Genomic DNA, 13,466 nt, shown 5'->3' on the forward strand with positions numbered 1-13,466 from the left:
CTGATGAGCCTGAACCTCACCCGGATCGCACCGCTTGCTCCCGGCCTTCTGGCCGGGCTGGCGGCCTGCGCGCCGAGCGAGGGGCAGGACAGCCGGGCCGAGCCCGGCAAGATCGACTATCGGGGCGTCGAGACGCGCCTTCTCGATGGCGATCTGGTGGAGTTTCGTGTCGCGCTTTCGGGCGAGGGCGCGGGGGAAGACGCGGTGAGCGATTACGCACAATGCGCGGCAGCGCAATATGCGCTGATCCGCGGTTACGGCTTCGCGCGCCACGTGCGTACGAACGTCAAGGAAGAGGGTGGCATCTGGCGGGCGGATGCGGTCTACACCATTTCGCCCGCCCTGCCGCAAGGGCTGAAGACGATCGACGCGGAAGTGACGGTCGGCGACTGCGCGGATCGGGGAATTCCGACGGTTTGAGGACAGTGGGGAAACATGGCTGAGTTTTTGGCGACACCTTGGGGCACTTTCCTGCTCATTCTGCTGCAGGGCCTGGCGGTCATCGCATTTGTGATGATCTCGATGATCTGGCTGGTCTATGGCGACCGCAAGATCTGGGCTGCGGTGCAGATGCGGCGCGGGCCGAACGTGGTGGGTCCGTGGGGTCTGATGCAGACTTTCGCGGATGCGCTCAAATACGTGGTGAAGGAAATCGTCGTGCCCGCGGGCGCTGACAAATTCGTCTATTTCCTCGCCCCGATCCTGAGCTTCGTGCTCGCACTGCTGACCTTCGCGGTGATCCCCTTCGCCGATGGCTGGGTGCTGGCTGATATCAACGTGGCGATCCTCTTCGTCTTCGCGGCCTCCTCGCTCGAGGTGTACGGCGTGATCATGGGGGGCTGGGCGTCGAACTCGAAATACCCGTTCCTCGGTTCGCTCCGGTCCGCCGCGCAGATGATCTCCTACGAGGTGTCGATCGGCCTGATCATCATCGGTGTGATCATCTCGACCGGCTCGATGAACCTTTCGGCCATCGTGCACGCGCAGGATACCGGCTACGGCCTGCTGGGCTGGTACTGGCTGCCGCACCTGCCGATGGTGGCGCTGTTCTTCATCTCGGCGCTGGCGGAGACCAACCGCCCGCCCTTCGACCTGCCGGAGGCGGAATCCGAACTCGTCGCGGGCTTCATGGTGGAATACAGCTCGACGCCTTACCTGCTCTTCATGGCGGGCGAATACATCGCGATCTGGCTGATGTGCGCGCTGATCTCGATCCTGTTCTTCGGCGGCTGGCTTTCGCCCATTCCGGGCATCCCCGACGGGGCGCTGTGGATGTTCGCCAAGATGGTGTTCTGGTTCTTCATGTTCGCGATGGTGAAGGCGATCGTGCCGCGTTACCGCTACGACCAGCTGATGCGCATCGGCTGGAAAGTGTTCCTGCCGCTGTCGCTCGCCTGGGTGGTGATCATCGCCTTCCTCGCGAAATTCGAAATCTTCGGCCACTTCTGGGCCCGCTGGGCAATGGGGAGCTGATCCATGGCGTTCGACTACAACCGCGCCGCCAAGTATTTCCTGCTGGTGGACTTCATCAAAGGCTTCGGTCTGGGGATGCGCTACTTCTTCGCGCCCAAGCCCACGCTGAACTACCCGCATGAAAAGGGCCCGCTGAGCCCGCGCTTCCGGGGCGAGCACGCGCTGCGCCGCTACCCCAACGGCGAAGAGCGCTGCATCGCGTGCAAACTGTGCGAGGCGATCTGCCCCGCGCAGGCGATCACCATCGACGCGGAACCCCGCGCCGACGGCTCGCGCCGCACCACGCGCTACGACATCGACATGACGAAATGCATCTATTGCGGCTTCTGTCAGGAAGCCTGCCCGGTCGATGCCATCGTCGAAGGTCCGAATTTCGAATTCTCGACCGAGACCCGCGAAGAGCTGTTCTACGACAAGCAGAAGCTTCTCGATAACGGCGCCCGCTGGGAGGCCGAGATCGCCCGCAACCTCGAACTGGATGCGCCCTACAGATGACCGACGATTTTTCGAAACTGTTCAGCTCGATGATGGAGCAGGGGGCCGAGATGGCCCGCCTGTTCAACCCGGCGCTGGAGAGTTTCAATCCCGCCGCGATGGAAAAGCTCTTCCCCACCATGTCGAAGGACATGATGGAGATGTGGTTCGGAAAGACCTTCAACCGTGAGGGGCTCGACAGCCGCACGCGGCTTCTGGTGACGATCGCGGCGCTGACGGTGCTGGGTGCGCAGGCCGAGCCGCAGCTGCGCCTGACGATCCGTCACGCGCTCGAAGCGGGGGCCACGCAACGCGAGATCGCCGAGACGATCTTTCAGATGAGCATGTTCGGCGGCGTGCCCGCCATGACCAAGGCGCTCGAGATTGCGCAGACGGTCTTCGACGAGAAATCGGGAGAGAACGCATGACGGTGTTTGCTTTCGCCTTCTACCTCTTCGCCATCACGGCGGTGGTTGCGGGCTTCATGGTGGTGATTTCCAGAAACCCCGTCCATTCGGTGCTCTGGCTGATCCTGACCTTCCTCTCGGCGGCGGGGCTGTTCGTGCTGTTGGGCGCGGAATTCGTCGCGATGCTGCTGATCATCGTCTATGTGGGCGCGGTCGCGGTGCTCTTCCTCTTCGTGGTGATGATGCTCGACATCGACTTCGCCGCGCTCAAGGGCGAGCTTGCGCGCTACATGCCGCTGGGGCTGCTGATCGGGGTCGTGATGCTGATCCAGCTCGGGATCGCCTTCGGGGCCTGGAAGACCTCCGACATGGCCGAAAGCCTGCGGATGGCGCCGATGCCCGAGGACCAGACCAACGCGCATGCGATCGGCATGCTGATCTACGACAAGTATCTCTACCTGTTCCAGACCGCGGGGCTGATCCTGCTGGTGGCGATGATCGGGGCGATCCTGCTCACGTTGCGCCACCGGGTGAACGTCAAGCGCCAGAACGTGATCGCGCAAATGCATCGCGACCCGGCCAAGACGATGGAAATGGTGGATGTCAAACCGGGGCAGGGGCTGTGAGCGGACAAAGAGAAGCGCAAGACGCGGACCGGAAAACGAGGGTGAGAACATGATCGGATTGGAACATTACCTTGGCGTCGCCGCCGCATTGTTCGTGATCGGCATCTTCGGGATCTTCGTGAACCGCAAGAACGTGATCGTCATCCTGATGTCGATCGAGCTCATGCTGCTCGCGGTCAATATCAACCTGGTGGCTTTCTCGGCCTATCTGGGAGACCTCGTGGGACAGATCTTCACCATGTTCGTTCTGACCGTCGCCGCCGCCGAGGCCGCGATCGGGCTTGCGATCCTGGTGGTCTTCTTCCGCAACCGCGGCTCGATCGACGTCGAAGACGTCAACGTGATGAAGGGATAAGGGACGATGGAAACGATCATTCTCTTTGCGCCGCTCGTCGGTGCGATCCTCGGCGGCTTCGGCTGGCGTGTGATCGGCGAGAAGGGTGCCATGGTTCTGACCACGGGCCTTTTGTTCCTCGCCTGCGCGCTCAGCTGGATCGTGTTCCTCACGATCGGCGAGACGACCCAGCATATCCACGTGCTCAACTGGATCACCTCGGGCGATCTGGACGTGAATTGGTCGATCCGCATGGACCGCCTGACCGCGATCATGCTGATCGTTGTGACCACGGTCTCGGCGCTCGTGCACCTCTATTCCTGGGGCTACATGGCCCATGACGAGAACTGGACCGAGCAGGAGAACTACAAGGCACGCTTCTTCGCCTACCTGTCGTTCTTCACCTTCACAATGCTCATGCTGGTGACCTCGGACAACCTGTTGCAGATGTTCTTCGGCTGGGAAGGCGTGGGTGTCGCGTCCTACCTGCTGATCGGCTTCTACTACAAGAAACCCTCGGCCAATGCCGCGGCGATGAAGGCCTTCATCGTCAACCGCGTGGGCGATTTCGGCTTCCTGCTCGGCATGTTCGGGCTGTTCTACATGACCGGCTCGCTGAAGATGGACGATGTCTTCGCCGCCGCGCCCGCGCTGGCCGAGACCGAACTGCATTTCCTCTGGACCCAGTGGAACGCGGTCGAGTTGATCGGCTTCCTGCTCTTCGTTGGCGCGATGGGCAAATCGGCGCAGCTCTTCCTGCACACCTGGCTTCCCGACGCGATGGAAGGCCCGACCCCGGTGTCGGCGCTCATCCACGCCGCCACCATGGTGACCGCGGGCGTGTTTCTCGTCTGCCGTATGTCGCCGGTCTACGAATACGCACCGCACGCGAAGGACTTCATCCTGATCATCGGTGCGACGACGGCCTTCTTCGCCGCGACCGTGGGTCTCGTGCAGAACGACATCAAGCGCGTGATCGCCTATTCGACCTGTTCGCAGCTGGGCTACATGTTCGCGGCAGCCGGCGTGGGCGTCTACTCGGCCTCGATGTTCCACCTGCTGACCCACGCCTTCTTCAAGGCGCTGCTGTTCCTTTCGGCGGGTTCGGTCATCACTGCGATGCATCACGAACAGGATATGCGTAACTACGGTGGCCTGCGCAAAAAGATCCCGTTGACCTTCTGGGCGATGATCCTGGGTACGCTCGCCATCACCGGCGTCGGCATTCCCTTCACCCATATCGGCTTTGCCGGGTTCCTGTCGAAGGACGCGATCATCGAGAGCGTCTGGGGCGGCGACGGTGCGGGCTATGCCTTCTGGCTGCTCGTGATCGCGGCGGTCTTCACCTCCTTCTACTCGTGGCGCCTGATCTTCATGACCTTCTTCGGCAAGCCGCGCGGGGATCATCATGCGCATGAGCATGCCCATGAGAGCCCGCTCGTGATGACGGTGCCGCTGGTGGTTCTGTCCGTCGGGGCGGTCTTCGCGGGGATGGTGTGGTACAACGCCTTCTTCGGGGATCACACGAAGCTGCTGAAGTTCTTCGGCATGCCCGCTCATGAAGAGCACATGGTCGCCGAAGGCGCCGGTCACGGCACGGGCGAAGAGGCGGCTGGCGATCACGCTGCGGCGGATCACGGTGCAGCCATGACCGAGGCAGAGGCGGAACGCGCCGTGGTCGAGGACGCCAAGGAGTCGCCCGACATGGGGGCTGCGGCAGCCGTGCTTGCCAATCCGGGTGTTGCCCCGCAAGGCGCGATCTACCTGCACAGCGAGAATGACGTTCTCGACCGTGCGCACCATGCGCCGGCCTGGGTGAAGCTGTCGCCCTTCGTGGCGATGCTCTCGGGCCTGATCGTGGCATGGCTCTTCTACATCAAGGATACGAGCCTGCCCAAGCGCGCCGCCGAAGCGCAGCCTGCGCTGTATCGCTTCTTGCTCAACAAGTGGTATTTCGACGAGCTCTACGAGCGCATCTTCGTGCGCCCGGCGCTCTGGCTGGGCTACCAATTCTGGAAGAAAGGGGACGAGGGCTCGATCGACCGTGTCATTGACGGCATGGCCGTGGGTATCGTTCCGACATTCACAAGGTTCCTTAACAGGATGCAATCGGGCTATCTGTTCCACTACGCCTTCGCGATGGTGATCGGTCTCGTGGTGCTCATGTTCTGGGTCGTCCTGAACGGGGGGGCCAACTGATGCAACACCTGCTTTCCATCGTCATCTTCACGCCTGCCGTCGCGGCGCTCATCCTTGCGCTGGTGCTGCGCGGGGGCTCGGAGGCCGCTGATCGCAATGCGAAATGGGTGGCGCTGACCGCAACTTCGGTCACCTTCCTGATCTCGCTGTTCCTGCTCGCCGGGTTCGACCCGTCGAACACGGGCTTCCAGTTCATGGAGAAATACGACTGGATCATGGGCTTCCAGTACCGCGTGGGTGTCGACGGGCTGTCGATCCTCTTCGTGATGCTGACGACCTTCATGATGCCGCTCGTGATCATCGGGAGCTGGAACGTCACCGACCGGGTGAAGGAATACATGATCGCCTTCCTCGTCCTCGAGACGCTGATGGTGGGCACCTTCGTCACGCTCGATCTGGTGCTGTTCTACCTGTTCTTCGAAGCGGGCCTCATCCCGATGTTCCTGATCATCGGGATCTGGGGGGGCAAGCAGCGCGTCTACGCCGCGTTCAAGTTCTTCCTCTACACCTTCTTCGGCTCGGTCTTCATGCTGGTGTCGATCATCTACATCTACTTCCACACCGGCACGACCGACATGCCCGGGCTGCTGATCTACGAGTTCCCATATACACCGGTGCACATACTCGGGATAACGGTCCCCGGCGGGGTGCAAACGCTGCTCTGGCTCGGCTTCTTCATCTCCTTCGCGATCAAGATGCCGCTCTGGCCGGTGCACACCTGGCTGCCCGCAGCCCACGTGCAGGCGCCGACCGCCGGTTCGGTCGTTCTGGCCGCGATCTTGCTGAAACTCGCAGACTACGGCTTCCTGCGCTTCTCGCTGCCGATGTTCCCGGTGGGCAACATGGTGGTTGGGCCCTGGGCGATGTGGCTCGCGGTGATCGCGATCATCTGGACCTCGCTCGTGGCGCTGGTGCAGACCGATATCAAACGCGTCATCGCCTATAGCTCGGTCGCACACATGGCCGTCGTGCTGCTCGGTATCTTCTCGGGGACCCAGCAGGGCATCGAGGGCGGTATCTTCATGGTCGTCGCGCACGGCTTCACCTCGGGGGCGCTGTTCCTCGCGGTGGGCGTGGTCTACGACCGGATGCATACGCGCGAAATCTCGGCCTATGGCGGGCTGGTGAAGCGCATGCCGGCCTATGCGACGATCTTCATGTTCTTCACCATGGCCAATGTCGGCCTGCCGGGTACGGCGAACTTCGTCGGGGAATTCCTGATCCTCGTCGGCGTCTTCCAGGTGAATACCTGGGTCGCGCTCTTCGCCACTACGAGCGTTATCCTCTCGGCGGCCTATGCGCTGTGGCTCTACCGTCGGGTCGTCTTCGGCGATCTCATCAAGGAGAGCCTGCGCGCGATCACCGATCTGAGCACGCGGGAGAAATGGATCTTCGCACCGCTGGTTGCGATGACGCTGCTGCTGGGTGTCTATCCGGATCTGGTGACCAATATCGTCGGTCCGTCGGTGACGAACCTCGTCCAGAACTATCACGATGCCTTGCCGGACAGCCTGCTGTCCGACCTGGTCGAACACTGAGGAGCTAGAGGGATGACTTCTGCGGATTTCTCGATCGTCCTTCCGGAGTTTCTGCTCGCCATCTACGCGATGGCCGCACTTCTCGCGGGCGTCTGGTTCGGCAAGGATGCGCTGGCGCGCACGATACTCTGGGCCACCGTGGGCGTGATGCTGGTCATCGCGGCCTGGATCGGCCTGGCCGAGCAGGGCGCGCATGTGGCCTTTGGCGGGCTCTTCATCGACGATGCCTTCTCGCGCTTCGCCAAGGTCACGGTGCTGATCTCGGCCGCGCTGGTGATGGCGATGAGCGCCGATTACATGGAGCGCCGCGGGCTGCTGCGCTTCGAATTTCCGATCCTGATCACCCTTGCCGTCATCGGCATGATGATGATGGTCTCGGCGGGCAACCTGATGTCGCTCTACATGGGGCTCGAGCTGCAATCGCTCGCGCTCTACATCGTGGCGGCCCTGCGCCGCGACAGCGAGCGCTCCTCGGAAGCGGGCCTGAAATACTTCGTCCTTGGCGCGCTCTCGTCGGGCATCCTGCTCTACGGCGCCTCGCTGACCTATGGTTTTGCAGGCACCACGCAGTTCTCGGGCATCGTTCAGGTCGTTCAGGCCGGGCATCTGCCGATCGGGCTGCTGTTCGGCATGGTCTTCCTGCTCGCGGGTCTGGCCTTCAAGGTTTCGGCCGTGCCCTTCCACATGTGGACGCCGGACGTTTACGAGGGCTCGCCCACCCCGGTCACCGCCTTCTTCGCGACCGCCCCGAAAGTGGCCGCGATGGCGCTGATCGCGCGGCTCGTCTTCGACGCGTTCGGTCAGGTGCCCGATGAGTGGAGCCAGATCCTCGCGCTGCTGGCCGGGTTCTCGATGGTCTGGGGCTCGCTCGCGGCGATCGGCCAGAAGAACATCAAACGCCTAATGGCCTATTCCTCGATCACCCATATGGGCTTCGTGCTGCTGGGTATGGCGGCGGGCACCGCCGAGGGCGTGCAGGCGATGCTGACCTATATGGCGATCTACGTGACGATGAACGTGGGCGTCTTTGCCTTCATCCTCTCGATGGAGCGCGACGGCCAGCCGGTGACCGACATCAAATCGCTTAACCTCTATGCGCGTCAGGATCCCGCGAAGGCGATGGCGATGCTGGTGCTGCTGTTCTCGCTCGCGGGCGTGCCGCCGATGCTGGGCTTCTTCGCCAAGTTCTCGGTGCTGCAAGCGGCGCTGCATGCGGGTTACATCTGGCTGGTGCTGCTGGGCGTGATCGCCTCGGTCGTGGCCGCCTTCTACTACCTGCGCATCGTCTACTACATGTATTTCGGCAAGGAGGTCGATCCGCTCGACAACCGGATGCCGGCGATCCAGTGGGTGTTCCTGATGGTTTCGGCTCTCGCGATGGTTCTGGGGATCTTCAACCTCTTCGGCATCGAGGGTGCGGCGCAGGCCGCGGCTGCCGCCCTTGTCAACTGATCGGGAGATCTGGCCCGAGGGCGTGGCGCGTCACGTCCTGCCCTCGGTCGACAGCACAATGAACGAAGCGGCCCGGCTAGCGCCGGGCCTTTCGGGTTCTGCCTGGATCTTTGCCCATGAACAAACCGCCGCGCGCGGGCGTCGGGGACGCGACTGGCGGGCTCCGGCGGGCAATTTCTCGGCGACGCTGGTGATGCGGCCCGAGGGAGGGCTGGCACAAGCGGCGCTGTATTCCTTTGTCGCGGCGCTCGCGCTGGAGGCGGCCCTTGCCCATGTCGCGGGCCCGCATGCGCGGCTTTCGATCAAATGGCCAAACGACGTGCTGCTCAATGGTGGCAAGATCGCGGGGATCCTGCTTGAAAGCCTGCAAGGCGGTGCGCAGCTCGCGATCGGGATCGGGGTGAACCTCGCCCATGCGCCGCCGCGCAACGAGCTGGAGCCCGAGGCGATGCCCCCGGTGAGCCTTGCGGGCGAGAGCGGCATGGTCGTCCCCCCCGAAGAGTTTCTGCCCATGCTCGCGCAGGCGTTTGCCCATTACGACCGGCAATTCCGCGATTACGGGTTCGACGCGATCCGCAACGCCTGGCTTGCACGCGCGGCCCGTCTGGGCGAAGAGATCACCGCGCGCACGGGCGCGCAGACCTATCGCGGGACGTTCGAGACCATCGACGCGACCGGCGCCCTGATCCTCACTGGCCCCGAGGGCCGCCGCGCCATCTCGGCTGCGGATATCTTCTTCTGACGTGAAAGGGGGAGCCCCATGCTTCTCTGCATCGATTGCGGCAACACCAATACGGTCTTCTCGATCTGGGACGGCGAGGATTTCATCTCGACCTGGCGGATGGAGACCAATCACAAGCGCACCGCCGATGAATATTACGTCTGGTTGTCCGGGCTGATGCGGCTGCAAGGGATCGAGGACGGGATCAATTCGGTGATCGTTTCCTCGACGGTGCCGCGCGTGGTGTTCAACCTGCGTGTGCTGGCGAACCGGTATTTCAACTGCCGCCCGCTGGTCGTGGGCAAGCCCGAATGCCGTTTGCCGGTCGATCCGCGTGTCGATCCGGGCACCGGGGTCGGGCCGGACCGACTGGTGAACACGGTGGCGGGCTTCGACCGGCATGGCGGCGATATCATCGTCGTCGATTTCGGAACCGCGACGACCTTTGACGTGGTGGCGCGCGACGGCGCCTATATCGGGGGCGTGATCGCGCCGGGGGTGAACCTGTCGCTCGAGGCGCTGCACGCCTCGGCCGCGGCGCTGCCCCATGTCGACGTGACGATGCCCGAGAAGTCCATCGGCACCAATACCGTCGCCTGTATCCAATCGGGTGTGTTCTGGGGCTATATCGGCCTCGTCGAAGGCGTCGTGCGCCAGATCCGGCTCGAACGCGACCGACCGATGAAGGTCATCGCGACGGGCGGATTGGCCGAGCTGTTCAGTCAGGGCTTTGACCTCTTTGACAGCATCGAATACGACCTTACCATGCATGGCCTGCGCCTCCTCCATGATTTCAACAAGGACTTCCCCGCGTGAATGAGAGACTGATTTACCTGCCCCTGGGCGGTGCCGGCGAGATCGGCATGAACGCCTATGTCTATGGCTATGGCCCCGAGGGGAAGGAGCGGCTGATCGTGGTGGATCTGGGGGTGACCTTCCCGGATATGGACGGCACGCCCGGTGTCGACCTGATCTTTGCCGATCTCGAATGGCTCGAAGACAATGCCGACCGAATCGAGGCGATCTTCATCACCCACGCCCATGAAGACCATATCGGCGCGCTGCCGCATGTCTGGGGCAAGCTGCGCAAGCCGGTCTATGCGCGCGCCTTCACCGGCCGGATCGGCCAGCTGAAGCTTGAAGAGGCGGGCATCCCGCCCGAGACGATCACGATCGTCGAGCCGCGCCCGCAAACCATTTCCTGCGGCCCCTTCACGGTGCAATTCGTTCCGGTCTCGCATTCGATCCCGGAAAGCTCCGCGCTGGTGATCGACACGCCCGCGGGCCGCGTCGTGCATACGGGCGATTTCAAGCTCGACGGCAACCCGATCGTGGGCGAGCCCTTCGACCCGAAGCTCTGGCACGAGATCGCCAAGGAAGGCGAGGGCGTGAAAGTGCTGGTGAGCGATTCCACCAACGTCTTCTCGCCCCAGCCGGGCCGCTCGGAGGCCACGCTGGCCGAGCCGCTGGCGGAGCTGATCGCATCGCAAAAGGGGATGGTGGTCGCGACCACCTTCGCCTCTAACGTGGCGCGTCTCAAGACGCTCGCCGAGGCGGGCAAGGCGGCGGGCCGCTCTGTCTGTCTGCTGGGCCGCGCGATGAAGCGGATGGTTTCGACCGCCGAGGAGACGGGCGTGCTGACGGGCATGCCCGGCACGATCCCGGCCGAGGAGGCCGTCGAGGTGCCGCGCCAGAACCTGATGCTGATCGTGACCGGCTCGCAGGGCGAACGCCGCGCGGCCTCGGCGCAGCTGGCACGCGGGAAATATCTCGGGCTGCAAATGAAAGAGGGCGACACGTTCCTGTTCTCCTCCAAGACCATTCCGGGCAACGAGCGCGGGGTGATCCGGATCATGAACTCGTTTTCCGAGATGGGCGTCGATGTGGTCGACGATCACGGGGGGCTCTACCACGTCTCGGGCCATGCGAACCGGCCGGATCTGGAAGCCGTGCATGACCTGCTGCGCCCGAAGATCCTGATCCCGATGCATGGCGAACACCGCCACCTGCGCGAACACGCGAAAATCGGTGCCGGGAAGGGAATTGCGTCGGAAGTGGCGACCAACGGCACGATGATCGACCTGACCGGCGATGTCCCGAAGGTCGTGGAATATATCGAGGCGGGCCGGACCTATCTCGACGGGTCGGTGCAGATCGGCGCGATGGATGGCGTGGTGCGCGACCGTATCCGCATGGCGCTGAACGGTCTGGTTCTGGTTACGGTGATCCTCGACGAGGAAGATCAGGCGCTTGGCGAGCCCTGGGTCGAGCTGATGGGCTTGCCGAAAGTGGGACGCTCGGGGGCGCCGCTGGCCGAGCAGATCGAGGACGAGATGACCGAGTTCCTCGACCGTGCGCCGGTCAAGATCCTGTCCAATGACGACAAGATCGACGAGGCGCTGCGCCGGATTGCGCGTCAGGTTTCGATGGAAGAGATCGGGAAGAAGCCCGAGGTGATCGTCGTCACCAGCCGCCTGATGGAATGAGCAGGGGAATAGGGGGCCTGCCCCCGCCCTGACGGCAAGAAAAATCCCCGCCCGAGGATGCCTCCGGCGGGGATATTTATGTTCAGATAGAAGGGATCAGCTCTCGGCGCTGTCCTCGGCCGGTTCTTCTGTCTTCGAGGGGCGGAAGGAGACCGTCAGGAAGTCCGGGACGTGATCGCCCATGCCGACGACATCATTGTCGCGCTCGCGGCGATTGCGGCCACCGCGCGAGCGGCGGGACTTGTTATCGTCCTCTTGCTTCGGTTCCGGTTTCGCCTCGACGCGCTGTTCCGGTTCGGCAGGTTTTGCTTCGGCCTTTTGCGGCGCTTCGGCCTGGGCCTCCGTCACGGCTTCGGCTTGGCTGGTCTCGCGTTTGCGGTCGCGCCCGCCGCGCTCGCCCCGATCGCGATCGCGGCCACGGCCGCCGCGCGAGCGGCCGCCCTTGTCGTCGTCGCGCTTGCGCGCCGGTTGCTGCGCACCCTCGGACAGCTCGAACCCTTCCGGGATCTCGGCGCGCGGGATTTCCATCTTCACGAGGCTCTCGATCTGGCTGAGGAATTTCTCGTCCTGCGGCACCGCGATCGAGATCGCCGTGCCCTTGCGCCCCGCGCGGCCGGTGCGGCCGATACGGTGAACGTAATCTTCCGCATGCATCGGCAGGTCGTAGTTGAACACATGGCTCACCGCCGGGATGTCGAGGCCGCGTGCGGCCACATCCGAGGCCACAAGCACCTTGAGCGAGCCGTCGCGGAACGAATCCAGCGTGCGCATGCGTTGGCTCTGGTCGAGATCGCCATGGATCGGCGCAGCGTCGAAGCCATATTTCTGCAAGCTCTTGGCGACGATATCGACATCGACCTTGCGGTTGCAGAAGACGATCGCGTTGGTGCAGGTTTCGCCCTCGGCGTTGATCAGCGCGCGCAGCAGTTCGCGCTTGGCCTTGGCGGTCTGGTCACGCCGAGCGGGCGTGATTTCCACGAGCTTCTGGGTGATGTTCTCGGAGGTCGTCGCCTGACGTGCCACCTCGATGCGCACCGGCGCATGCAGGAAGGTGTTGGTGATCCGTTCGATCTCGGGCGCCATCGTGGCCGAGAAGAACAGCGTCTGGCGGGTGAAGGGCGTGAGCTGGAAGATGCGCTCGATATCCGGGATGAAGCCCATGTCGAGCATCCGGTCGGCCTCGTCGACCACCATCACCTTCACATCCGTCAGGATCAGCTTGCCGCGCTCGAAATGATCGAGCAGTCGGCCCGGCGTCGCGATCAGAACGTCCACACCCTTATCGATCAGCTTGTCCTGCTCGCCGAAGGAGACGCCGCCGATCAGCAGCGCGCGGGTCAGTTTCGTATTCTTGGCGTAGAGGTCGAAGTTTTCCGCCACCTGAGCCGCCAATTCGCGCGTCGGGCAAAGCACCAGCGAGCGCGGCATCCGGGCGCGGGCGCGGCCGCGGCGCAGAAGCGTCAGCATCGGCAGCGTGAAGCTCGCCGTCTTGCCGGTGCCGGTCTGTGCGATACCCAGAACGTCCTTACCCTCCAGCGCGGGCGGGATGGCGCCTGCCTGGATCGGCGTGGGCGTCTCGTAGCCCGCGTCGGCAACGGCGGAAAGGACCTTCGGGTCCAGCTTCAGATCGGAAAATTTGGTCATTGGGGTCCTTGGAATTCCTGTTTCGCGTCCTGTCGCGGCCCGCATCGGGCGGATCGCTTATGGGCGCTTGAGGAAACCGGGCGCCCTGACTGCGCCTCGCCGCATTGCGAGG

General features: G+C 63.4%; 13 protein-coding genes. 12 read left to right on the top strand and 1 reads right to left on the bottom strand.

The features are described from left to right. Nucleotides 1-3 precede the first annotated feature (3 nt). The 12 genes from TP2_RS14485 to TP2_RS14540 are packed head-to-tail and all read left to right on the top strand — an operon-like array spanning nucleotide 4 to nucleotide 11,710. Entirely contained in the window at nucleotides 4-420 is a 417-nt protein-coding gene (locus TP2_RS14485; protein WP_038078965.1) for a hypothetical protein, read from the top strand. 15 nt (nucleotides 421-435) lie between these two features. Next, nucleotides 436-1,473 carry an NADH-quinone oxidoreductase subunit NuoH gene (gene nuoH / locus TP2_RS14490; RefSeq protein ID WP_038078968.1) on the top strand — a complete coding sequence of 346 codons (1,038 nt, stop codon included), beginning with the start codon at nucleotides 436-438 and terminating at the stop codon, nucleotides 1,471-1,473. Nucleotides 1,474-1,476: 3 nt separating this feature from the next. Then, entirely contained in the window at nucleotides 1,477-1,968 is a 492-nt protein-coding gene (nuoI, locus tag TP2_RS14495; protein WP_038078969.1) for an NADH-quinone oxidoreductase subunit NuoI, read from the top strand. Next, complete coding sequence (locus tag TP2_RS14500; RefSeq protein ID WP_038078971.1) at nucleotides 1,965-2,375, top strand: carboxymuconolactone decarboxylase family protein; 411 nt, start codon at nucleotides 1,965-1,967, stop codon at nucleotides 2,373-2,375. The genes nuoI and TP2_RS14500 overlap by 4 nt, the downstream gene beginning before the upstream one ends. Beyond that, nucleotides 2,372-2,980: an NADH-quinone oxidoreductase subunit J gene (locus TP2_RS14505; RefSeq protein WP_038078973.1), complete on the top strand. Its 609-nt coding sequence runs from the start codon at nucleotides 2,372-2,374 to the stop codon at nucleotides 2,978-2,980. The genes TP2_RS14500 and TP2_RS14505 overlap by 4 nt, the downstream gene beginning before the upstream one ends. Before the next feature lie 49 nt (nucleotides 2,981-3,029). Next, on the top strand, nucleotides 3,030-3,335 hold the full coding sequence (gene nuoK / locus TP2_RS14510) for an NADH-quinone oxidoreductase subunit NuoK (protein ID WP_038078975.1): 306 nt from the start codon (nucleotides 3,030-3,032) through the stop codon (nucleotides 3,333-3,335). Between the two features lie 6 nt (nucleotides 3,336-3,341). After that, entirely contained in the window at nucleotides 3,342-5,513 is a 2,172-nt protein-coding gene (nuoL, locus tag TP2_RS14515; protein ID WP_038078977.1) for an NADH-quinone oxidoreductase subunit L, read from the top strand. Beyond that, on the top strand, nucleotides 5,513-7,051 hold the full coding sequence (locus TP2_RS14520; protein ID WP_038078980.1) for an NADH-quinone oxidoreductase subunit M: 1,539 nt from the start codon (nucleotides 5,513-5,515) through the stop codon (nucleotides 7,049-7,051). Before nuoL ends, TP2_RS14520 begins: the two co-directional genes overlap by 1 nt. 12 nt (nucleotides 7,052-7,063) lie before the next feature. Further along, entirely contained in the window at nucleotides 7,064-8,503 is a 1,440-nt protein-coding gene (gene nuoN, locus TP2_RS14525; protein ID WP_038078983.1) for an NADH-quinone oxidoreductase subunit NuoN, read from the top strand. Nucleotides 8,504-8,525: 22 nt separating this feature from the next. Next, nucleotides 8,526-9,245, top strand: a complete 720-nt coding sequence (locus TP2_RS14530) for a biotin--[acetyl-CoA-carboxylase] ligase (RefSeq protein WP_276202136.1) — start codon at nucleotides 8,526-8,528, stop codon at nucleotides 9,243-9,245. 18 nt (nucleotides 9,246-9,263) lie between these two features. Then, on the top strand, nucleotides 9,264-10,040 hold the full coding sequence (locus TP2_RS14535; protein WP_038078985.1) for a type III pantothenate kinase: 777 nt from the start codon (nucleotides 9,264-9,266) through the stop codon (nucleotides 10,038-10,040). Between the two features lie 47 nt (nucleotides 10,041-10,087). Further along, complete coding sequence (locus TP2_RS14540) at nucleotides 10,088-11,710, top strand: ribonuclease J (protein WP_084714356.1); 1,623 nt, start codon at nucleotides 10,088-10,090, stop codon at nucleotides 11,708-11,710. 96 nt (nucleotides 11,711-11,806) lie between these two features. Here the strand turns inward: TP2_RS14540 and TP2_RS14545 are convergent, their stop codons facing one another. After that, a complete protein-coding gene (locus tag TP2_RS14545) occupies nucleotides 11,807-13,354 on the bottom strand; it encodes a DEAD/DEAH box helicase (RefSeq protein WP_038078989.1) in 1,548 nt (515 codons plus the stop codon). Nucleotides 13,355-13,466 lie beyond the last annotated feature (112 nt).

Source organism: Thioclava pacifica DSM 10166 (assembly GCF_000714535.1).
Lineage (GTDB): Bacteria > Pseudomonadota > Alphaproteobacteria > Rhodobacterales > Rhodobacteraceae > Thioclava > Thioclava pacifica.

Bases quoted from the DNA above. Each gene is read 5' to 3' on its own strand.
- TP2_RS14485 (WP_038078965.1), top strand. From the start codon at position 4: ATGAGCCTGAACCTCACCCGGATCGCACCGCTTGCTCCCGGCCTTCTG.
- nuoH (WP_038078968.1), top strand. From the start codon at position 436: ATGGCTGAGTTTTTGGCGACACCTTGGGGCACTTTCCTGCTCATTCTG.
- nuoI (WP_038078969.1), top strand. From the start codon at position 1,477: ATGGCGTTCGACTACAACCGCGCCGCCAAGTATTTCCTGCTGGTGGAC.
- TP2_RS14500 (WP_038078971.1), top strand. From the start codon at position 1,965: ATGACCGACGATTTTTCGAAACTGTTCAGCTCGATGATGGAGCAGGGG.
- TP2_RS14505 (WP_038078973.1), top strand. From the start codon at position 2,372: ATGACGGTGTTTGCTTTCGCCTTCTACCTCTTCGCCATCACGGCGGTG.
- nuoK (WP_038078975.1), top strand. From the start codon at position 3,030: ATGATCGGATTGGAACATTACCTTGGCGTCGCCGCCGCATTGTTCGTG.
- nuoL (WP_038078977.1), top strand. From the start codon at position 3,342: ATGGAAACGATCATTCTCTTTGCGCCGCTCGTCGGTGCGATCCTCGGC.
- TP2_RS14520 (WP_038078980.1), top strand. From the start codon at position 5,513: ATGCAACACCTGCTTTCCATCGTCATCTTCACGCCTGCCGTCGCGGCG.
- nuoN (WP_038078983.1), top strand. From the start codon at position 7,064: ATGACTTCTGCGGATTTCTCGATCGTCCTTCCGGAGTTTCTGCTCGCC.
- TP2_RS14535 (WP_038078985.1), top strand. From the start codon at position 9,264: ATGCTTCTCTGCATCGATTGCGGCAACACCAATACGGTCTTCTCGATC.
- TP2_RS14540 (WP_084714356.1), top strand. From the start codon at position 10,088: ATGAACGCCTATGTCTATGGCTATGGCCCCGAGGGGAAGGAGCGGCTG.
- TP2_RS14545 (WP_038078989.1), bottom strand. From the start codon at position 13,354: ATGACCAAATTTTCCGATCTGAAGCTGGACCCGAAGGTCCTTTCCGCC.